This window comes from Streptosporangium album, from assembly GCF_014203795.1.
In the GTDB taxonomy this organism is placed as follows: domain Bacteria; phylum Actinomycetota; class Actinomycetes; order Streptosporangiales; family Streptosporangiaceae; genus Streptosporangium; species Streptosporangium album.
Genome location: NZ_JACHJU010000004.1, coordinates 347,739 through 366,121, shown reverse-complemented (window position 1 = coordinate 366,121; position 18,383 = coordinate 347,739). Strand labels below are relative to the sequence as shown.

General features: G+C 70.0%; 22 protein-coding genes. 11 read left to right on the top strand and 11 right to left on the bottom strand.

Annotation, left to right across the window (positions count from 1 at the left end; translation table 11 throughout):
- Positions 1-169 precede the first annotated feature (169 nt).
- Positions 170-1,804: an IS1182 family transposase gene (locus FHR32_RS35590; protein WP_376773437.1), complete on the bottom strand. Its 1,635-nt coding sequence runs from the start codon at positions 1,802-1,804 to the stop codon at positions 170-172.
- Between the two features lie 257 nt (positions 1,805-2,061).
- On the opposite strand from FHR32_RS35590, the gene FHR32_RS35585 reads away from it, so the two are divergent.
- From FHR32_RS35585 to FHR32_RS35550, 8 genes are all read left to right on the top strand, one after another.
- A complete protein-coding gene (locus FHR32_RS35585; protein ID WP_184758900.1) occupies positions 2,062-2,910 on the top strand; it encodes a universal stress protein in 849 nt (282 codons plus the stop codon).
- A 133-nt stretch (positions 2,911-3,043) separates the two neighbouring features.
- Entirely contained in the window at positions 3,044-3,910 is an 867-nt protein-coding gene (locus FHR32_RS35580; protein ID WP_184758899.1) for a universal stress protein, read from the top strand.
- Entirely contained in the window at positions 3,910-4,389 is a 480-nt protein-coding gene (locus tag FHR32_RS35575; RefSeq protein WP_184758898.1) for a CBS domain-containing protein, read from the top strand. The genes FHR32_RS35580 and FHR32_RS35575 overlap by 1 nt, the downstream gene beginning before the upstream one ends.
- Before the next feature lie 243 nt (positions 4,390-4,632).
- Positions 4,633-5,529 (top strand): universal stress protein, encoded by an 897-nt coding sequence (locus FHR32_RS35570; RefSeq protein WP_184758897.1) that lies wholly within the window; start codon positions 4,633-4,635, stop codon positions 5,527-5,529.
- A 178-nt stretch (positions 5,530-5,707) separates the two neighbouring features.
- Positions 5,708-6,373: a CBS domain-containing protein gene (locus FHR32_RS35565; protein WP_184758896.1), complete on the top strand. Its 666-nt coding sequence runs from the start codon at positions 5,708-5,710 to the stop codon at positions 6,371-6,373.
- A gap of 12 nt (positions 6,374-6,385) precedes the next feature.
- Entirely contained in the window at positions 6,386-7,387 is a 1,002-nt protein-coding gene (locus tag FHR32_RS35560) for an Acg family FMN-binding oxidoreductase (RefSeq protein WP_184758895.1), read from the top strand.
- Between the two features lie 202 nt (positions 7,388-7,589).
- Positions 7,590-8,441: a universal stress protein gene (locus FHR32_RS35555; protein ID WP_184758894.1), complete on the top strand. Its 852-nt coding sequence runs from the start codon at positions 7,590-7,592 to the stop codon at positions 8,439-8,441.
- A 198-nt stretch (positions 8,442-8,639) separates the two neighbouring features.
- Positions 8,640-9,098 (top strand): radical SAM protein, encoded by a 459-nt coding sequence (locus tag FHR32_RS35550; protein ID WP_184758893.1) that lies wholly within the window; start codon positions 8,640-8,642, stop codon positions 9,096-9,098.
- Here FHR32_RS35550 and FHR32_RS35545 read toward each other — a convergent pair.
- Positions 9,095-9,907, bottom strand: a complete 813-nt coding sequence (locus FHR32_RS35545) for a hypothetical protein (protein ID WP_184758892.1) — start codon at positions 9,905-9,907, stop codon at positions 9,095-9,097. The two genes, FHR32_RS35550 and FHR32_RS35545, sit on opposite strands and share 4 nt — an antisense overlap.
- A 110-nt stretch (positions 9,908-10,017) precedes the next feature.
- The gene (locus FHR32_RS35540) at positions 10,018-11,013 is read right to left on the bottom strand and encodes an NAD-dependent epimerase/dehydratase family protein (RefSeq protein WP_184758891.1); all 996 of its coding nucleotides are present in this window, start codon (positions 11,011-11,013) and stop codon (positions 10,018-10,020) included.
- A gap of 93 nt (positions 11,014-11,106) precedes the next feature.
- Here FHR32_RS35540 and FHR32_RS35535 point away from each other — a divergent pair, with 93 nt between their 5' ends.
- Positions 11,107-12,066, top strand: coding sequence for an alpha/beta fold hydrolase (locus tag FHR32_RS35535; protein ID WP_184759040.1), 960 nt, complete (start codon positions 11,107-11,109; stop codon positions 12,064-12,066).
- Between the two features lie 82 nt (positions 12,067-12,148).
- Here FHR32_RS35535 and FHR32_RS43520 read toward each other — a convergent pair whose 3' ends face one another.
- The 3 genes from FHR32_RS43520 to FHR32_RS46340 form a co-directional block, all read right to left on the bottom strand.
- Entirely contained in the window at positions 12,149-12,394 is a 246-nt protein-coding gene (locus FHR32_RS43520; RefSeq protein ID WP_312882863.1) for a zinc ribbon domain-containing protein, read from the bottom strand.
- Positions 12,391-12,894, bottom strand: coding sequence for a transposase (locus FHR32_RS43515; protein ID WP_221466723.1), 504 nt, complete (start codon positions 12,892-12,894; stop codon positions 12,391-12,393). Before FHR32_RS43515 ends, FHR32_RS43520 begins: the two co-directional genes overlap by 4 nt.
- 61 nt (positions 12,895-12,955) lie before the next feature.
- On the bottom strand, positions 12,956-13,087 hold the full coding sequence (locus FHR32_RS46340) for a hypothetical protein (RefSeq protein WP_281391148.1): 132 nt from the start codon (positions 13,085-13,087) through the stop codon (positions 12,956-12,958).
- 125 nt (positions 13,088-13,212) lie between these two features.
- Between FHR32_RS46340 and FHR32_RS35525 the strand changes: the two genes are divergently transcribed.
- The gene (locus FHR32_RS35525) at positions 13,213-13,446 is read left to right on the top strand and encodes a hypothetical protein (RefSeq protein WP_246468309.1); all 234 of its coding nucleotides are present in this window, start codon (positions 13,213-13,215) and stop codon (positions 13,444-13,446) included.
- A 144-nt stretch (positions 13,447-13,590) separates the two neighbouring features.
- Here FHR32_RS35525 and FHR32_RS35520 read toward each other — a convergent pair whose 3' ends face one another.
- Complete coding sequence (locus FHR32_RS35520; RefSeq protein ID WP_184758890.1) at positions 13,591-14,256, bottom strand: alpha/beta fold hydrolase; 666 nt, start codon at positions 14,254-14,256, stop codon at positions 13,591-13,593.
- Between the two features lie 169 nt (positions 14,257-14,425).
- The gene (locus tag FHR32_RS35515) at positions 14,426-14,785 is read right to left on the bottom strand and encodes a YybH family protein (protein WP_184758889.1); all 360 of its coding nucleotides are present in this window, start codon (positions 14,783-14,785) and stop codon (positions 14,426-14,428) included.
- A gap of 98 nt (positions 14,786-14,883) precedes the next feature.
- Here FHR32_RS35515 and FHR32_RS35510 point away from each other — a divergent pair, with 98 nt between their 5' ends.
- The gene (locus FHR32_RS35510) at positions 14,884-15,774 is read left to right on the top strand and encodes a LysR family transcriptional regulator (RefSeq protein WP_184758888.1); all 891 of its coding nucleotides are present in this window, start codon (positions 14,884-14,886) and stop codon (positions 15,772-15,774) included.
- 62 nt (positions 15,775-15,836) lie between these two features.
- Here FHR32_RS35510 and FHR32_RS35505 read toward each other — a convergent pair whose 3' ends face one another.
- The 3 genes from FHR32_RS35505 to tnpA all read right to left on the bottom strand — a co-directional run bounded on the left by FHR32_RS35505 (position 15,837) and on the right by tnpA (position 18,348).
- A complete protein-coding gene (locus FHR32_RS35505) occupies positions 15,837-17,168 on the bottom strand; it encodes an MFS transporter (RefSeq protein ID WP_184758887.1) in 1,332 nt (443 codons plus the stop codon).
- Positions 17,165-17,698: a MarR family winged helix-turn-helix transcriptional regulator gene (locus FHR32_RS35500; RefSeq protein ID WP_184758886.1), complete on the bottom strand. Its 534-nt coding sequence runs from the start codon at positions 17,696-17,698 to the stop codon at positions 17,165-17,167. Before FHR32_RS35500 ends, FHR32_RS35505 begins: the two co-directional genes overlap by 4 nt.
- Before the next feature lie 233 nt (positions 17,699-17,931).
- A complete protein-coding gene (tnpA, locus tag FHR32_RS35495) occupies positions 17,932-18,348 on the bottom strand; it encodes an IS200/IS605 family transposase (RefSeq protein WP_184757435.1) in 417 nt (138 codons plus the stop codon).
- Positions 18,349-18,383 lie beyond the last annotated feature (35 nt).

Below are 18,383 nucleotides of genomic sequence, written 5' to 3'. Positions count from 1 at the left end.
TACGACGGCGTGACCCCCAGGCTCAGAACTTGGGGAGTCGTGGCGGTTCGCTCCGGTCAGGACACGCCCCAAGGGAATGCCGAACAGGCCTGGCGGCCTTCCCGCGCGGGCCTTCACCCCCGGCCTGAAGGACTCCGTTGGCGAATACAGTGCGTTATGCACTGATCGCTTACCGTAGTCCGATGAAGTGTGACGTGCGGGTTGGGCCTAAAGGCGTGCCGGTCAGCCATGCGTCGATGCGTACCAAGTTGATCGCTGTGGCGGTCAACACGCTCTGTAGGTGGGTCTTGGCCAGGCCGATGTAGCGGGAACGGCGCTGGCCATGACCGCGGACTGCCTGGGAGATCGTGTCTTCGACCCCGGCCCGGATCTGATAGCGGCGCTGCCACTGCTCGCCTTGCTGAACGGCACGAGCCTGAGCGAGCGCCTCGTGCTGGTCACGTGGCCGCAGGGTGAGCTTGCGAGAGGCGGTGGCCGACTTGGTGCATCGAGCGCGGACCGGGCAGGGAGTGCAGTGGGCCTGGGAGAAGTTCACCTTGATGACGGGATGCCCGGTCCTGGTGCGCTGGCCGGCCATGGACGGACTGGCATGTCCCTGCGGGCAGATGACCTGCCCAGCGTTCCAGTTGACGCAGAAATCGGTGGTCTGGAACGCGTCGCCGTCTTTGGTCTGCCAGCCGGTGTCGGCCGAGACCGGGCCAAGGACGTCGATCCCGAACCTGTCACGAGCGCTCACCAGATGCTCGGCGCTGACATATGCGCTGTCCACGGCGTGTTCGTCGGGCAGCAACCCGCGCCGCTCCAGGCTCTCGTGGACCAGCCCGGTGACCTCGCTGTCGTCCACCGGCGCGGGGGTGGTCGCCACGTGCGTGATCAGGTGCGGACGGTCCGGCTCGCAGGTCTCGGTCAGGTGCACCTTGTAGCCGGTCCATCCGCTGCCGCGCTTGACCGCGTAGCGGGCGTCGGTGTCATAGGGGCCGGCCAGCCGGTTACCGCCGACAGGAAGATCTTTCTGTTCGCGCAGCCGCACCCCGGCGTGGTCACGGTAGTACTGCTGGACCCAGCACCTGCGCAGGGTCTCCACGGCCTCGATCCGACGAAGCCAGGACGGCGCATCCTGGCGGTAGACGGCTTCGAGCAGGGCGTATCCGTCCTGGCCCACCACGGTCGCATGCTCAGCGCGGGCCTGGTCCCCTTTGGGAAGGCGGTAGGAGTCGGCGCGCTGGTCATACCGCTCACACCACTGTTCGCTGATCAGCGGGGCCAGCCAGGACGGCGCTGCGGTCGCCGGCGCGTTCAAGGCCGCCCGCATCGCCTCGACCACCAGCTCCAGCCGGTTCAACGTCCGGGCGGCCGACAACACGTGGGTGGAATCGGTACGCGCACGACCACCCGCACGCAGCAGGCGAGCCCGCCACAACCGCTCCAGCAGCAGCTCCAAAATCCGTTCCTCGGCCGAGCCATCGATCACCCGGTCCCGAAACTCACTGAACACCGAGAAGTCGAAACCGGAGTCCTCCAACTCCAAGGCCAGGGCGTACTTCCAATCGAGCCGACCACGAACCGCATCGGCCGCCTGACGATCCGACAGGCCTTCGGCGTATTGCAGCACCAGCGCCAACCGTCCCGGAGACTCAGCCGGCCGCCCCTCACCGGGAAACAGATCGGCGAACTCCTCGTCGCTGAACACCGTCCCCAACGCGTCACGCAGCCGCATGCACATGCTGCCCTTGGGAAACGCGGCCACCGCGACCCTGCGGGTCGACTCCGGAATCTCCATGAACGACTTCGGATACATCGACACGCTGCCCGCCCTCCAGCCCAATTCGGATCTTGCGCAGACCTTAGTTAGAGCTTCCGGAACGATCAACCGGGTTCGCCAACGGAGTCCTGAAGGCCGGAGCACCGGCCCGCAGCCCGGTAGCGCCTTGTCAGATGGTGCTCACCGGCGCGACGGAGAAGGGGCGGAGGTCCCGCGGGCGGGGGACGTTCGGCCCCTGCGGGCTGCCCGCCGGAGGTGTGCGATGGAGATGACGCGACCACGAGGCGGAGGAGGGGGACATGGCCGGGCACGTTCTGGTCGGTACGGACGGTTCGAGACCGGCGGCCATCGCGGTGAAGTGGGCGGCGGAAGACGCCGTCCGCCGCAACTGCGCCCTGCGCGTCGTCCACGTGTGCGAGACGTGGGCCTATGACGTTCCCTACCTGCAGGTGCCTGAGGCCCCCGAAGGCGTGTCCCGATCCTGCGAGGAGATGACCGACGCCGCGGCCGACGCCGCACGGGCCCAGGCTCCCGGCCTGGCGGTGACCGCCGCGCTCATCCCGGGCCGGATCATCGAGACACTGCTCGCGGCGGCCGAGCAGGCGGTCCAGGTCGTCGTCGGCAGCCGGGGGCTGGGCGGTTTCGCCGGCATGCTGGTCGGGTCGGTGGGGATGGGGCTGTCGGGGCACACGTCCTGTCCGCTGGTCGTCGTGCGCAGCGACCAGGACACCGTCCAAGCGGAGATCGCCGTGGGGTTCGACGGGTCGGAGGCGTCCCAGGCCGCGCTGGAGTACGCCTTCGCGGAGGCCGCCCGCCGAGGGGCCCGTCTCCGGGTGGTCCACGCCTGGCAGGTGCCGTACGCGCTCGGCCGCTCCGCTCCTCCCCAGGACCTCTCCGGCTCCGGTGAAAGCGCGGTGCGGGAGGCGCTGAAGGCGTGGCTGGAACGCCATCCGCAGGTGGAGACGGCCGAGACGACGGTCCAGTCCCATCCGGTGGCCGCCCTCTGCGACGCCTCGGCCCAGGCGGACCTGGTGGTGGTGGGATCGCGAGGGCTCGGCGGGTTCGGCGCGGCCGTCCTCGGCTCGGTGAGCCGTGGCGTGCTGCTTCACGCCCACTGCCCGGTCGCGGTGGTTCCGCATCCCGCTTGAGGCGCGAGGAGCGAGGAGCGACGGGACGGTCACGTCCAAGCCAGTGCCGGAAGTCCCGGATGACCAGGTCTTTCGGCCGCTGCGAAAAACGCCGGGAGACGGTCGGATGGAAGTGAGAGCCCAGGGAGGCGACATGACAGCGCATGTAGTGGTGGGCGCGGACGACTCACCTTCTTCGCGGGCCGCGGTCGCGTGGGCCGCCGCCGACGCGGCGCGGCGGGGACGCGCCCTGCGGATCGTTCACGTGCGCGAACCGTGGACCTACGACATCCCGCTGCAGACCCCTCCGGGGTTCCGCGACTCCATGACCGGCTACTGCCAGGGCGTGCTCGACACCGCAGCCGACCTGGCACGTGAACGCGCCCCGGGGATCGAGGTGGAGACCGTGCTCGAAACGGGCCGGATCGCCGAGGTCCTCCAGCGGGAGGCCGAGGACGCCGAGGAGGTCGTGGTGGGCAACCGGGGCCTCGGCGGGTTCACCGGACTGCTGCTCGGCTCGGTCTCCCTCGCCCTGGCCGGGCACGTGAACGTACCGGTCGTGGTCGTCAGAGGATCACAGGAGCGGACGTATGACGAGGTCGTCGTCGGCTTCGACGGCTCTACCCACTCGGCGGCGGCCCTGGAGTACGCATTCGAGGAGGCCACCCGGCGCGGCGCCCGGCTGCACGCGATCCACACCTGGCAGATGCCCGTCATGGGACAGGGGGCCACCGCCTATCCGATGCTGATCGAGGAGCTCATGGAGACCGAGCGGCGTGTCGCGGCGGACACGCTCACCCCCTGGAGGGGGAAGTATCCGCAGATCGAGGTCGAGGAGACGGCGGTCTGCGGGCATCCCGTCGCCGTCATCTGCGAGGCGTCCGTCACCGCGGACCTGGTGGTCGTCGGCTCGCGGAGCCTGGGCAGGCTCGGCTCGGCCGTACTGGGCTCGGTGAGTCACGGAGTCCTGCACCACGCCCACTGCCCCGTCGCGGTGGTACGCGCCCGGGGGGAGGCGTGATGGACGTACAGAACCTCACGGTGGGGCAGGTGATGAGCAGGACGCTGGTCGCCGTCGCCCCGGACGAGTCCCCGCTCATGGCCTGGGAGATCATGTGCCGGGCGGGCATCCATCACCTGCCGGTCGTGGAGGGGAACGGCCGCCTGCGGGGCGTCCTCACCAAGGAGGATCTCACCGCTCACTGGTCCGGCGGCCCGATCGAGCAGTCACGCGTGCGCGTCCATGCGTTGCTGGCCGATCGCCGATGCCCGCACACCACGCTCGACGCGCGCCTGGCCGAGGCGGCGGCCGCCATGGTCGGTGCCGGCGTCGACGCGATCCCGGTCCTGGGGGAGGCACACAGGCTGGTGGGGATGGTGACCGCCACCGACGTGCTGAGGGCCGTGGCCGGACGGGTCGCCGAGCGGGAGGAGCCGCCGGAGTTGATGACGGGGATGTTCCGCCTGACCCCGGTCCTGCCCCGGGTCGCGTGGGAATGACGGGGAATCCGCCCGGGGCCCGGCCCTTCACACCGCGAGGCCGCACCCGGACGGGGGCTCCCGAACAGCATGACCTACCTGGCCCTCCGGCTCTCTTCCGCGGCCAGGCGGCGGATCGGCCGCCTCCGTGAAGACGCCCGGGAAATCAGGCCGAAAGTCCCTGCGCGAGCGGGTCCGGCGCCCCTGGGAACCTCTATGCCCGCAGCGGACGCTTGAACCGACGATCCACGCCAGGAGGGGACCATGACTTCGACGGACACCTACCAGCCGGTTCCGGACGCGCGTGACGGCTCCTCTACGGTCGTCGTCGGGGTGGACGGCTCGGCCGACGCGGACAGAGCGGTGCGATGGGCCGCGGACGACGCCTCCCTGCGACGGCTGCCGCTGCGGATCGTGCACGTCGTGGAGCGCGGGCCCTACGACATCCCCCGGTTCGCCACTCCCAGTCAACCGGACACACTGATCGTGAACGGGCGGGAGGTGCTACTGGAGGCCGAGCGCATGGCACGGGCGCGCCAGCCGTCCGTCGAGGTGGGCACCGAGCTGATCGAGGGCTCCCCGGTCGCGGTCCTGCGGGAACAGGCCGAGAACGCCACCGAGATCGTGCTCGGCAGCAGGGGGCTGGGCGGTTTCGCGGGAGCCCTGGTCGGATCGGTGAGCGCTCATGTGGCCGGGCACGCCCATGGCCCGGTGGTCGTGGTCCGCCTCGGCGGTGAGGAGACGCACCGCGAGGTCGTCGTCGGTGTCGACGACTCCCCGCAGTGCGAGCCCGCGCTGGCCTACGCCTTCGAACAGGCCAGGTTGCGCGGTTGCGCGTTGCGCGCCGTACACGCCTGGCAGCTGCCGGTGCATGCCTTCGCCCCGGAGATCTCCTACAACATGGACGAGATCCGCCACACACAGCACCAGATGGTCAAGGACGGACTCAGCGCCTGGCAGGAGAAGTTCCCCGAGGTGAAGGTGGTGCAGGACGTCCACAGTGCGCACCCCGTCGACGCCCTCGAAGACGCCTCCACCAGGGCCGACCTCGTCGTCGTGGGGTCGCGGGGGATGGGTGCCGTCGGTTCGGTGCTACTGGGCTCCGTCAGCCGCGGCGTGCTGAACCATGCCCGCTGCCCGGTCGCGGTGGTCAGACCTTGACATCCGCCCGGGCGGGGAAGGCAGGGAGTCCCGATCCGGCGCCATTGCGGAACGGCCGGCTCGCCGGCATGACGACGCCCGGTCGCGCGGAACGTGACCGTAAGTCCCCTGCATCGGGGACTTTCGCCGCTGCCGCCGCCGGCGCCGTTCCGGAATCCTCGTAACGAGGAGGTCAACCATGAAGGTCAAGGATGTCATGGGGGTGCGGGCGGTCGCGGTGCGGCGGGAGGCGTCGTTCACCGAGATCGTCGATGCCATGCGGCAGTTCAAGGTCGGCGCGGTCACCGTCATCGACGCCGATGACCGTCCCGTCGGCATGGTCTCGGAGGACGACCTGCTGTTGAAGGAGACCGATTCCCGCGGGCGCATGGGCGGCGTCTTCGGCGGTCGCAGGAACCGCGAGGAACACCGGAAGGCCATGGGTACCACGGCAGGGGAGATCATGACCACCCCCGTGATCACTGTCACGGAGGCCACCCCCGTCCGGGACGCGGCGCGGTTGATGCACCGGAACCGGATCAAGCAACTGCCCGTCGTCGACGCGGACACCGGACATATCACCGGGTGCGTCCAGCAGAGCGACCTGCTCAAGGTCTTCGTCCGTCCCGTCGAGGAGATCGACCGGGAGATCACCGAGATCTGTGACCGGCTCCGCGTCGACCGGGAGAAGCTGGCCGTCGGCAACGAGGCCGGCGTGGTGACGCTGACGGGCCGGGTCGGCCTCCACTCGCAGAGTTCACAGCTCGTCGCCGCGGTCCGCGGGATCGAGGGTGTCCTCGACGTCGAGAACGGCCTGGTCTACGAGTCCGACGACCTGGCCCGCATCCCGCCCCTCTACCTGTGATGGAGGCGAAAGATGAACGCCCGCACAACCGAGGAGATCAGCTCGGTGCTGCACAGGGCGGTCCAGGCCGCCGTATGGGCACCTTCGGTGCACAACACCCAGCCCTGGTCCTTCACCATCGACGGAGGCGAGATCGCCCTGCGGTCCGACAGCGGCAGGAAGCTGCGGCTCGGCGACGCCACGGGCCGGGAACTGCTGATCAGCTGTGGTGCGGCCCTGATGAACGTGCGGCTCGCGCTGCGCGCGCTCTGCTATGAGACACAGGTGCGCGTGCTGCCGGACCCCGATCGCCCCGCCCTGCTGGCGACGGTGCGGATGGGAGCGCCCGCGGTCCCCGACGAGCACATCCGGCTGCTGCACGCCGAGATCGAACGGCGCCGCACCCACCGTGCCGGATTCACCGAGTTGCCCATGCCGGACCGCCTGGTGGAGAACTTCGTCTCCCAGGCGAGCGCGGAGGGGGCGCGGCTGACACCGGTCCGGTCCGAGGCCGCTGTCCGGGTGATCGCCGGACTCACCTGTGTGGCCCAGGACGTGCAGTCCGAGGACCGGCTGTTCACCCTGGAGATGATCCGCTGGTCGCAGCCGCCGGGAAGCTCCCGCCGGGAGGGGGTCCCGGCGCAGGGCTATCCCCGCGAACCCGAGCCGACCCGTCCGCGCTTCGCCCAGCGCGACTACGCCCACGGCCGCCCGTGGGGCAGCGACTCCGACCAGTCCGTGTCCACCTCCCCCGGAACCGTGGCGGTCCTGACCACGGCGGGGGACTCCCGCGAGGACTGGATCACGGCCGGCCAGGCGCTGCAACGCGTCCTGCTGCACGCCTCCGCCTACGACGTGAGCGCGGCCTTCCACACTCAGGCGCTGGAGATGTTCCACCTTCGGGAGTTCCTGAGGCAGGAACTCCTGTCGGGGGAGTATCCCCAGATGATCATGCGACTGGGTTTCGCCATCGACGAGAGCGAAGGTGTCCGGCGTCCGGTCACCGAGGTGCTGGAAGAACGCCCGCCCCACTGAACGGGGACTTCCGGGCCTCACCCGGACCTGGTCACGCCGAGCCCTGAGGACCCCCGTCGAGGGCCTCACGACCCTCCGTCTGTTCCTGCCACCAGTAGGGCTTCCTCACCCACGATGACCGGAGTCCCGGGGAAAGAGGACTTTCGCCGGTGTTCCCCCGTGCCGTCCGGCGTTGTGATGGAGACACCGGAAGGGGGATGTCATGATCCTGGTGGGAGTCGACGGCTCGCGGGCCGGTCTTGAGGCCGTGAGCTGGGCGGTGCGGGAGGCCGGTGTGCGCGGAACCGGGCTGCGCATCGTTCACGTCATGCCGGCCTGGCCGCTGGAGATGTCCGAAGACGCCCCGCACGCGGACGTGGGCCGCTGGATGCGCGACGGGGCCGCCTCCATGCTGGCCGAGGCGGTGAAACGGGTCCGTGAGGAAGACGGACGCGTCCCTGTGGAGTCGCGGCTGCTGCCGGGTGACCCCCGGCTCGTCCTGATCGAGGCCACAGCGGACGCGGAGCTCCTGGTGGTCGGCAGCCATGGGCTGGGGGGCTTCCGGGGCATGCTGCTGGGATCGGTCCCGCTGGGCGTGGCCGGACGCACCACCTGCCCGGTCGCCGTCATACGGCATCCGCCCGCACCGCCGTACGGTGAGGTGGTCGTCGGCGTCGACGGCTCCCCGGCCGGCGCGCACGCCCTCGGATTCGCCTTCGCCGAGGCGTCCCTGCGGGGCGCCGGCCTGCGGGCGGTTCACGCGTGGCACCCGCCGGTCATCGGTGGCTGGGGGCCGTCCGCCCTGGCGGTCGCGGAGGAGGCGGCCGAAGGGGAGCGGCGCCTGCTGGCCGAGGCTCTGGCGGGCTGGGGCGAGCGCTATCCGGATGTCAAGGTCACCGAACAGGTGGAGTGCGGACACCCGGTGGACGTCCTGAAGAACGCCTCGGCGCAGGCGGATCTGCTGGTCGTGGGGTCGCGCGGCCGAGGCGACCTGACCGGGCTGCTCCTGGGCTCGGTGAGCCACTCGCTGCTCCACCAGGCCGCCTGCCCGCTGGTCGTGAGCCCTGTCCGGTGAACACGTTCGCGTGCGGGGGAGACAGCGGGCACAGGTCATCAGGGACCGGGCCTTTCGGCCGCCTCAGCACAGGCTGGCCTCGCGAGACGAGGCGACCCGTTGGTGGCCGGGCCGTCTCTCCCCCCGAGGGTTCGGCTTCTGGCGGGGCGGCGAGCTGGTGACCACCGAGGCGCCGAGCGGGTACGCGACCTCATGGAGGTGCCCTCACCCGTCACCTCCGGCGTCTTCGAGGAGGGCAGGTACACCACCGCCATCCTGGAGACCAACCGTGGATGTCCGTTCAGCTGCGGATTCTGCTTCTGGGGCGCGGCGACGAACGACAAGGTGCACAAGTTCGAGGACCGGCGGGTCCGCGACGACATCACCTGGATCAGCAAGAACAACTTCGTGTCGATCTTCATCGCCGACGCCAGCTGGGGGATGGCCCCGCGCGACGTGGAGCTGACCCGCCACCTGGTGAAGTGCAGCGAGGAGAACGGCTACCCGGTGATGGTCGCGATGGCCGCCGCCAAGAACAAGCCCGACCGCATGGCCGAGATCACCGAGATCCCAGGGCCCCGGCGTTGTTCCGGCTTGATGCGATGCGTCTGGTGGGCCCGTTCGCTTGGAGCGGGCTGCCAAACGAGCACGACTTCCGATGATCTTTCAGGTCTCTAAGCCAAAAGATCTTCATAGGAGTCGTGCTCGTGTCTGTATCTTCCCCGATCAACCCTGTCCTTGACCAGCTCGCCGACCTGGTCCTGTGGGAAGCCGAGCTGGAAGCCGATCCGATCTTGATGGAATCGTCGCTGCTCAGCAGGCTCAGGAAGGTCCCGGATCGTCGGGGCGGCGCGGACCTCCCCGCAGGTGCTGGAGCGCTTGGGCGCGCGCCGCGATCCGCTGCTGGGCCGGTTCGTCGTGCCCACGAGCGGACCTTCCGGCGGGTGCTCGCTGACCTGGACGCGGACGCACTCGACGCGGCGACGTGTGGATACGCCGCCGACGTCATCCGTAAGACGGCTCCCACGCCGGTGATCCCTCGCACCCCCGGCCCGGCCGAGCGCGAGGAACGCCGCGCCGCCCAGCGCACGGCCCGGCGCCAGGCCGGGCTGCTGCCCGGCGTTTCCGTGGACACCGCCGGACGTGTCGTCGAGACCCGCCTGCGGCCCCCGCATCAGCAGCACCGGCCTCGGTTGGGCGCCCAGCTCGGCCAGGAGCGGGCGGTTGTCCAGGTGCCGCCCGTCCACCTGCAGGCAGTCGGCCACCTCGGCGACCGTCCGCACGTCACGCGGATCGTCCACCTCGGTGATCACGGGGATGTCCGCGGCCCGCCGGATCTCCGCGAGGGCCGCAAGGCCCCGCCTGCCCTTTCCGGCGAAGTCGTCGCCCATCCGCCACGCGTGCAGCCACTTGGGGGAGGGGGCGAGTCCCAGGCAGAGGGCGGATCGGGTCCTGAGCAGGTCACTCCATGTCGATACGGCAGCCATGGGCTCATTACACCCGCGCGTCCGGGCGCCCCAGGACGGCCGCGGGGCCGATGCCGGCGGCGCGCGACCCGCCCCGGTCCCGGGGGGCGGCCTCAACGGCGCCGGAGCCGTCAGGCGAGCCCGTCGAGCACCTGCTTCTCCTTGGCGGGGTCGAGACCGGGCCGGGGCCTGTCGGGGCGGAGCGGCGGGTCGCCCTCGGCGTGGAGCCAGGCCCAGGTGTCGGCGACCGTCTCCTGGACGGGACGGCAGACGAGGCCGGCGTCATGGGCGGCGGAGACGTCCGAGTTGTGCATGCCGCCGTACTCGGCGTCGTCGGGCAGCCAGATCGGCAGCTCGATCCACGGGCTGACGCCCGCCCCGTCGAGCACCTCGGCGGCGACCCAGACCAGCTCGGCGTCCGATCCGGTTACTTTCACCGCTGTTTCGAGTAGTTCGCCCATGGTGGTGTGCCCGGTGCGGCTGACGGCGTTGAAAGCGCCGCCGGCACCGCGTTCGGCGGCGGCGAGCATCCATGCGGCCAGGTCCCTGGCGTCGATGTACTGCAGCGGGCGGCTCGGGTCACCCGGCACCAGGACCCGCCCGCCGCGCTCGATCCGGCGCAGCCACCAGGGCAGCCTCCCCACGTTCTCGTAGGGACCCAGCACCAGCCCGGCGCGGGCGAGCAGGGCTCGGTCACCGAACTCCCGGAGGACGGCGAGTTCGCCGCCGCGCTTGGCGGTGGCGTAGTCGTCGCCGTTGTCGCCGTCGGGATCGCCGTCGACCAGCGGTGCCCGCTCGTCGGCGCCGAGCGGCATCGGCCACCGGTAGACCGACCGGCTGGAGACGTATCCGTAGTGGCGGGTCCGGTCGGCGAGCAGCCCGCATGAGTCACGGAGCACGCGCGGCGCTCCGCTCCAGGTGTCGACGACGGCATCCCACTCCTGGTCGCCGACGGCCCGGCGCAGCGCCTCGGGGTCGGTCCGATCGGCGACGATCGAGGTCACCCCTGTCGCGGCGGGTCGGCTCACCCCCCGGTTGAGCGTGGTGACCTCGTCACCACGTGCCAGTGCCGTCTCCACGACGGCCCGTCCCACAAAATGCGTCCCACCCAGTACAAGAAGCCTCATATCGACCATCTTGCTCGTGGGAGAACAGGCCGCCCCTCGAGTTCATCCAGAGCTTAGCCGCGTTCACCGAAGGCGTAGCCGCGCCGTTCCTTCCTGGGCGCGCACGTCCGGTTCGCTCACATCCGGTCTCCAGAACCGGACGCGACTCCGCTGATCATCACGCACGGCTGGCCCGGCTCGATCGTGGAATTCACCGAAATCACCGGTCCACTGTCCGATCCGCGGGCCCACGGCGGCGATCCGTCCGATGCGTTCCACCTGGTGGTGCCGAGCATCCCCGGGTTCGGGTTCTCCGGGCCGACGCGGGAGACCGGTTGGGAGTTCCGCCGGGTCGCCGCCGCGTTCGCCGAGCTGATGAGGCGCCTCGGCTACCGGCGGTACGGCGCGCAGGGCGGCGACTGGGGCTCGGTCATCTCCCGCGAACTCGGCCGCACCCACCCCGATCAGACCATCGGTGTGCATCTGAACCTGCTGCCGGGCGGCGCCGCGGCCGAAGAGCCGGACGCCGACCGACTGGCTACGCTGAGCCCCGGGGAGCGAGAGCGCACGCTGGCCTCCTGGAGGCGCACCCAGCAGTGGAACCGCGACAGCACGGGCTACGCCGATATCCAGTCCACGCGGCCGCAGACCCTTGCCTACGGATTGACCGACTCTCCGGTCGGCCAGCTGGCCTGGATCACGGAGAAGTTCAAGGAGTGGACGGACTCACGGGACCGCCCGGAGGACGCCGTCGACCGCGACCTCCTGCTCACCAACGTGATGCTGTACTGGCTGACCGGAACCGCCGGCTCGTCCGCTCGCATTTACTACGAGAGGGCGCACGCGGACTACTGGGGGACGCCGCCCGAGCCGTCGGCCGTCCCGACCGCCCTGGCCGTCTTCCCGCACGAGAACTTCGTCGCGGTGCGGCATATCGCCGAGCAGACGGACCGCATCGTGCAATGGTCGGAGTTCGACCGAGGCGGGCATTTCGCCGCGATGGAGGAACCGGACCTGCTGGTCGCCGACATACGGACGTTCTTCAGGAAGGTGCGCGGAACGGTCTCCGACTGAACACGGTCCGGAGAAGAGACGATCTCCGTGTCGGCCTCGGCACGACACCGTTGCCTGTGAGTGTGCTTTGGTAAGCGCGCTCTCAGGCAGCTTCCGGCTCGCGCCGGAGCGTTCCCCGTTTCCGGGGTTCCCGTTTCGCCGGTGCGTGCCCGGCACGGACACCGGGACTTACCGCTCCTCCACGGGCGTTTAGCGTCTCCCCGCAACTCTGGGCGACGCCGGCCGCCAACGCGGCCAGATTCAGTGCGGCGTTGAGGTCTCGATCCAGGACCAGACCACACGCCGCGCAGGTGTAGATGCGTTCGGACAAGGCGAGTTCGGCTTTCACCACGCCGCAGCCGGAACACGTCTTACTGGATGGATACCAGCGGTCGGCGTGCGTGGTCCGACACGGCGGGCAAGCCGCTTGTTCAACCTCCGCAGCTTACGCAGAGCCGATCGGTGATGCTTGGGGTTGGCGACGACCTCGCCGGTCGACAGCACTGCGAGATCCTTCACGCCGAGATCGACGCCAATCACCGCCCCAGGGCCGGCCACGGCCCGTCCGGTTCGGTCGGCCTGGTCGGCCCGTTCGGTCCGTTCGGTCCGGTCGGCCTGGTCGGCCCGTCCGGCCTGGTCGGTCCGGTCGATCTCGCAGGTGAACGCCACGAACCAGCGCCCGCCCTCCAACCGGAGGGCGGCGGACAGGATTCGTCCGGTGCCGCGTTCCAGGTGGCGGGCGAGCTTGCGGGTGGACTCATGGGTGCGGATCGTGCCGAGTCGGGGCAGCGTGACGTGATGACGATCGGACTCGACGCGGATGGTCCCGGTGGTGAACCGGCACGACAAAGTGGCGCGGTGCTTGGACTTGAACCGGGGAAACCCGATCTTTGGCCCCTTACGGGCACCCTTAGGTCTGTTCGGCGGCGCGCTGACCCATCGCCGCCTTGACCAGGTGCAGGCCCCAGTTGAACGCGGACCGCGCCGCCCCGCGGTGCGAGGCCAGCGCCGCACCCTCGCACCGCCCCGATCCCCCATCCACCGCTCCAAGGGCCGGTCGCTCGCCCCACCGGACGGAAGAATCCAGAGAAGAACCGATAAACACTGACGAACCAATCAACAGTTCACAACCCCAATGGCGGGTACGGCCACCGCGATCACGTCAAGGTGCACGAGGTCGGCAAGCGCGCCGCCGAACTGGCCGGGGTGGGCACCGTGTTGGAGGCACTGGCCGCGCACCACTCCGAGGTGAACGGGCCGGGCAGGCTCGCCCCCGTCATGCGGCTGCTCGTCCGGCTCCCGCCGGCGGTGTTCGGACTGATCCTCGGCCGCGAGTGGTTCGTGGACGCCGCCACGACCCCGGTCACCGAGCCGGCCACCGGCATCTTCTCCTCCCACTGACCACCCCGCGCATCGGGCCCTCCGGCCCATCCCCGGAACCGTGCACGGACGTGCCACCAGCCGCAGACGCGGCCGCCCCCTCGGCCCCGGCCGCTCGACCCGACACCGGCGCGTGAGCGCCCCTCCGGAGATCGGCCGACCAGGTCAGACAGCCTCAAAAAGGATCTCCAACAGGTCCTCCGGCGCGTCCCGCATGAGGTTGTGCCTGCTGTCCAGCGCATGTGTCGTCCACAGTGGGTCGTTACGCAACCGCTGATAGGTGGGGGTGAACGGCGAATCGCCGTCCCATCCTGCCGCGTACACGTAGTCCCTGCGCCGGAACCGCGCGAGGTCGCCGGTGAGCTGGATCGGCTGGAGCAGGGAGGCGAGCGGATGGGGTGTGGTGCGCGGGTCGAAGAATGGCAGTGGCCGCACCGAATAGCCGGTCTCCGTCACGTCCATGTACCACTTCCGCTCCTGGTCGGATACGAGGGCCCAGCAGGAGTCGCCATGCTGTGGCACGACGGCGTCCAGGTACACCAGGGAGTCCACTCGCTCCGGCACGCGGTCCGCGACCCCGGTGATCACCATCCCTCCGTAGCTGTGGCCGATCAGCACCGCGTCCTCGACCTTTTCTGCCGCCAGCATGCTGACCACGTCCTGGATGTGCGTTTCGAGGTTCACTCCCGCGCTCAGCAGATGACTGCGCTCGCTGAGCCCGGTCAACGTCAGCGGGTACGCGCGGTGGCCGTGGAGCCGTAGCCGGTCGGTGAGCGGCTCGTAGCTCCAGCCGCCATGGCACATGCCGGGAATGAGAACGAAGGTCGCCAAGTCATGCTCCGTCTATCGGTTGTCGGCGTCATCGCCGCGTCGGTAGGTGGGGGGCGCCGCGCGGGCCGGTTCCGTCAGGCACCGGCCGGCGCGTCGTCGTCTCTCGCCTGTCGGCAGGGGGTCGCGTGGTCGCGTCGGAACGGGACGTGCGGGCCGTGCCGGGTCCCGATCAGCCGGTGACGAACTCGGGCTGGTCGAGCAGGCGTAGCCAGCTTCCGTCGGGCTGGCGCCGGACGACCTGCGCGCGGGCGCCGGCCCCGTCCTTCGGCGGGGTCGAGGTGAGGGCGATGTCGCCGCTTATCAGCGTCGGCAGCGGTTGCTCAGGCTCGAAGTGGGGACGGCTGGCCAGCACCTTCTCCCACAGCGTGCGGATCGCCTCCCGGCCCACCGTCTGGCCGCCGGGCGGGTAGGCCATCACCGCGTCCTGTTCGTAGAGCGCGGCGACCCCGGCCGCGTCACCGGCGTTGGACCGTTCGACGAACAGGCGGGTGATGTCTTCGGGCCGCATGGCCTTCTCGTACTCCGGCATGTGTTCCTCCTGACGTCGGGCTTCACTGCTTCCCAGCCTGGCCGCATTCTGATCAGAAGTCCAACAGATGGATCTACTGAAAGCTAGAATCCCTAGTTATGGAACTGAGGCAGCTGGAGTACTTCGTCGCGGTCGCCGAGGAGCGGAACTTCACCCGGGCGGCCGAGCGGGTGCACATCAGCCAGTCCGGCGTCAGTGCCCAGATCCGCCGGCTGGAGCGTGAACTCGGAGCCGAGCTGTTCGATCGGTCGGCGCGCACCGCCACCCTCACCGTCGCGGGAAAGGCCGCGCTCGAACACGCCCGCGCCGCGCTCGCCGCGGCCAGGGCGGTCAGCCAGGCGGTGGGTGAGGTGACCGACCTGATCCGGGGCCGGCTCACGGTCGGGATGGTCACCGGCTGCACCGTCACGCCGCTGTTCGACGCCCTCGCCGCGTTCCACCGGGCGCATCCCGGTGTGGAGATCTCGCTGGTGGAGGACAACTCCGACCGGCTCGTCGAGGGGGTGCGCGCCGGCATCATCGACCTGGCTCTCGTCGGGACCGCGACCGCCACCCCCGACGGGCTGGACGCGCTGACGATCATCAGTGAGCGGCTCGTCGCGGCGGTCCCGGCCGCGCATCCCCTGGCGAAGCAGCGGCGGGTCACCCTGCGCGACCTGGGCGCCCACCCGATCGTGTGCATGCCACCCGGCACCGGCCTGCGCACGGTATTCGACCAGGCGTGCGCGGCACAGAGCCTCCAGCCGGTGATCGCACTGCAGGCCAGCGCCGCGGACGCCATCGCCGACCTCGCCGCCCGCGGGCTCGCCGTCGCGATCCTCAGCGACTCGATGGCCGCGCACCACCGCGACCGGCTCACCGCCCTCACCATCGACGACGTCGAAACACCCGCCCTGCTCGCCCTGGTCTGGAAGGGCGCGCACAGCCCCGGGATGCGTGAGTTGCTCGTGCACAGCCGGCGGGCTTTCACCAGGCCCGACCCCGGTTAGCGGGAACGCCTTTCAGCGCATGACGGCGACAGGGCCCGATCAGGTGAGGAGGGGCCGCTGGTTCACCGTGGTCCGTTGGCGACGGCCGTCGCCGGTGCGGGAGCCGCCGTAGGCGATTCGGGTGGTGGCGAGTGTCCGTCCTCAGACGGGGTGCGGTAGTCGCGCAACGGACGGTTGGTCAGGCCGACGGCGACAACGGTGAACGCTGCCGCCAGACCGCCCACGAGGAGTGATGTGGGTGCGGACGTGAGGGAGGCGAGAAGTCCTCCACGGAAGTTGCCGACCTCGGGGCCGGCGACGCCGATGACGTGCTCGACCGAGGAGACACGCCCGCGGTAGTGGTCGGGTGCCTCAAGCTGGACCAGTGCGCCTCGGGTGATCACGGAGACGGTGTCGGCCGCGCCGGCGATCGCGAGACAGCCGAGGGCGAGCCAGAGGGGCCCGGCCAGGCCGAAGCCGGCCAGGGCGAGACCCCACACCGTGGCTGCGAGGAGCTGGATGAGGCCGCTGCGGCGTAGTCGGGTGACGGTCCCGGAGAGCAGACCGGCGCTGAGCCCGCCGACCGCGATCGCGGACAGAAAGAGCCCGAGGGTCTGGGGGGCGCCCCCGAAGCGGATCTCGTTGATCAGAGGGAAGAGCGCGATCGGCATGGCCAGGACGGTGGAGGCGAGATCGGTCGCGAAGGAGCCCCACAGGGTGGGGCGCTGAAGGATGATCCGCCAGCCTCCTGGGGTTGAACCGCGGCTTCGACGGGTGCCGCGCGCGGGCTGCCGGTCGTCGCCGGTGCGCAGGGCGGGCATCGGGGGTAATCGGATCACGGCGATCAGCGAGGCGATGCCGGCAAGGGCTTGGAACGCGTACGCGGCGGGGTAGTGCCACTGTGCGAGCATGATGCCGGCGAGTGCGGGCCCGACGAGCATGGAGACCTGGAAGGCGACGTTCTGCAGGGCGAGCCCGGCGGCGACCTGGTCGGCGGGGAGCAACCGGACGGGGAAGGTGCGCCGCGCCGGGGCTCCGAGCGCCGCGCAACCGGACTGCACAGCGACCAGGGTGAGCAGTAGCAGGACGGACCGGTTGCCCGCGACGGCTTGCGCCAGGAGGGCTACGGCTGCCAGGACCTGGCCCACGGTGGTGGCACGGACGAGGGCCCTGCGGTCGAGGGAGTCGGCCAGCGATCCGCCGACCAGTCCGAGGAGGAGCAGCGGCACGGCTGTCGCAAGGCCGATGGCGCCGGTCCAGAGCGTGCTGCGCGTGAGGTCCCAGACCTGCAGCAGGACGGCGACGGTGGCGATCTGCTGACCGATCGAGGCGAGGGAGGACCCCGTCCACAGGTCGCGGAACGGCCGGTTGGTGCGGAGGGGACGGATGTCGATCAGCCGCTCGCGCCAGGTCATGAACGCGGATCCGTCGGCGTGGACGTAGCCGTGGGCGCCTGGTCGGCATGAGGCTCATCGAGATGGGCGATGATCCGGTCCCGCATGGACCGCCGTTCCAGAGCACGCTCCAGCTCGGTGACGACAGCGCTGAGCGCGTGGGGGATCTCGTCGTCGAGCTCGGCGACGGCGGCCTCGGTCGCGCGCCACTCGGCCTCGAGGAAGGGGATGAGAGCACGGCTGCGATCAGTCAAGGTGATGCGGCGCGTGCGGGCGTCGGTGCCGAGCTCGGAATCGACCAGGCCCTCACGCCGCATCGCTGTGAGGGTCTGGCTTATCGCGGAGTGTGAGCGGTCAAGCGAATCCGCCAGCTCACGGATCGTCAGCGGCCCGGTATGCGCGAGACGGATCAAGGGATAGGCGAACCGGGAGCGGACTCCCTCGATGCCTCGCTCGGTGTACACGGATTCGATCTGGGCGTCCAAGGCGGCCTGCAGGACGCGGAGCGCCTGCCACCGTCCGGGTGTCGCAGTGGGGTCCGATGATGTCATAGCGCTAATATAACACCACTAATATAACGCCGCTCATATAATGGCCTGCCGCCGGAGGCCGCCCCGTGGGAGTGCGCACGAGCGCTCAGGGGTTGCATCCGGTACCTGGGTACGGGTTTACCGATGGTCCGCAAAAGCCTCGGCCTTCGGGCCGGGGATGAATGCGGTCCCCGTCAGGGGATGGCCCGCCGTCAGGCGGGACATCCCGGAGCGCGAAGCGCGGACCCAGAACGTCAGGCTGGGCGGCGTTGCTGTTCGATGTAGGCCTTGATGATGGTCAGCGGAGCTCCGCCACAGGAGGCGGCGAAGTAGCTGGGGGACCAAAAGTGGCCGTGCATGACGGCGCGGTTGACCCGGCCGGTGAACTCCTTGCGTAGGTAGTGCGAGGACACGCCCTTCAACGAGTTGACCAGTTTGCTGATGGCGACTTTGGGCGGGTAGTGGACCAGCAGGTGGATGTGATCGTCTTCGCCGTTGAACTCGCGTAGCTCGGCCTCGAAGCCGTCGCACACCTCGATCATGATTTCTTCGCAGCGGCGCAGCATCTCGTCGTCGAAGACGTTCCTGCGATATTTGGTCACGAAGACCAGATGGGCATGCATCGCGGAAACCACATGTCTACCGCGCCGGTATTCGGCTTCCTGAGTCATAGACCAGAGCTAATGTGTTCGAGTCTGTGAGATGT

What these genes read in the sequence shown, in the direction of transcription:
- FHR32_RS35545 (WP_184758892.1), bottom strand. Translation starts at nt 9,907, where the DNA reads ATGGCTGCCGTATCGACATGGAGTGACCTGCTCAGGACCCGATCCGCC.
- FHR32_RS35565 (WP_184758896.1), top strand. Translation starts at nt 5,708, where the DNA reads ATGAAGGTCAAGGATGTCATGGGGGTGCGGGCGGTCGCGGTGCGGCGG.
- FHR32_RS35515 (WP_184758889.1), bottom strand. Translation starts at nt 14,785, where the DNA reads ATGCCGGAGTACGAGAAGGCCATGCGGCCCGAAGACATCACCCGCCTG.
- FHR32_RS35570 (WP_184758897.1), top strand. Translation starts at nt 4,633, where the DNA reads ATGACTTCGACGGACACCTACCAGCCGGTTCCGGACGCGCGTGACGGC.
- FHR32_RS35510 (WP_184758888.1), top strand. Translation starts at nt 14,884, where the DNA reads ATGGAACTGAGGCAGCTGGAGTACTTCGTCGCGGTCGCCGAGGAGCGG.
- FHR32_RS35555 (WP_184758894.1), top strand. Translation starts at nt 7,590, where the DNA reads ATGATCCTGGTGGGAGTCGACGGCTCGCGGGCCGGTCTTGAGGCCGTG.
- FHR32_RS35505 (WP_184758887.1), bottom strand. Translation starts at nt 17,168, where the DNA reads ATGACCTGGCGCGAGCGGCTGATCGACATCCGTCCCCTCCGCACCAAC.
- FHR32_RS35580 (WP_184758899.1), top strand. Translation starts at nt 3,044, where the DNA reads ATGACAGCGCATGTAGTGGTGGGCGCGGACGACTCACCTTCTTCGCGG.
- FHR32_RS35500 (WP_184758886.1), bottom strand. Translation starts at nt 17,698, where the DNA reads ATGACATCATCGGACCCCACTGCGACACCCGGACGGTGGCAGGCGCTC.
- FHR32_RS35540 (WP_184758891.1), bottom strand. Translation starts at nt 11,013, where the DNA reads ATGAGGCTTCTTGTACTGGGTGGGACGCATTTTGTGGGACGGGCCGTC.
- FHR32_RS35585 (WP_184758900.1), top strand. Translation starts at nt 2,062, where the DNA reads ATGGCCGGGCACGTTCTGGTCGGTACGGACGGTTCGAGACCGGCGGCC.
- FHR32_RS35560 (WP_184758895.1), top strand. Translation starts at nt 6,386, where the DNA reads ATGAACGCCCGCACAACCGAGGAGATCAGCTCGGTGCTGCACAGGGCG.
- tnpA (WP_184757435.1), bottom strand. Translation starts at nt 18,348, where the DNA reads ATGACTCAGGAAGCCGAATACCGGCGCGGTAGACATGTGGTTTCCGCG.
- FHR32_RS35575 (WP_184758898.1), top strand. Translation starts at nt 3,910, where the DNA reads ATGGACGTACAGAACCTCACGGTGGGGCAGGTGATGAGCAGGACGCTG.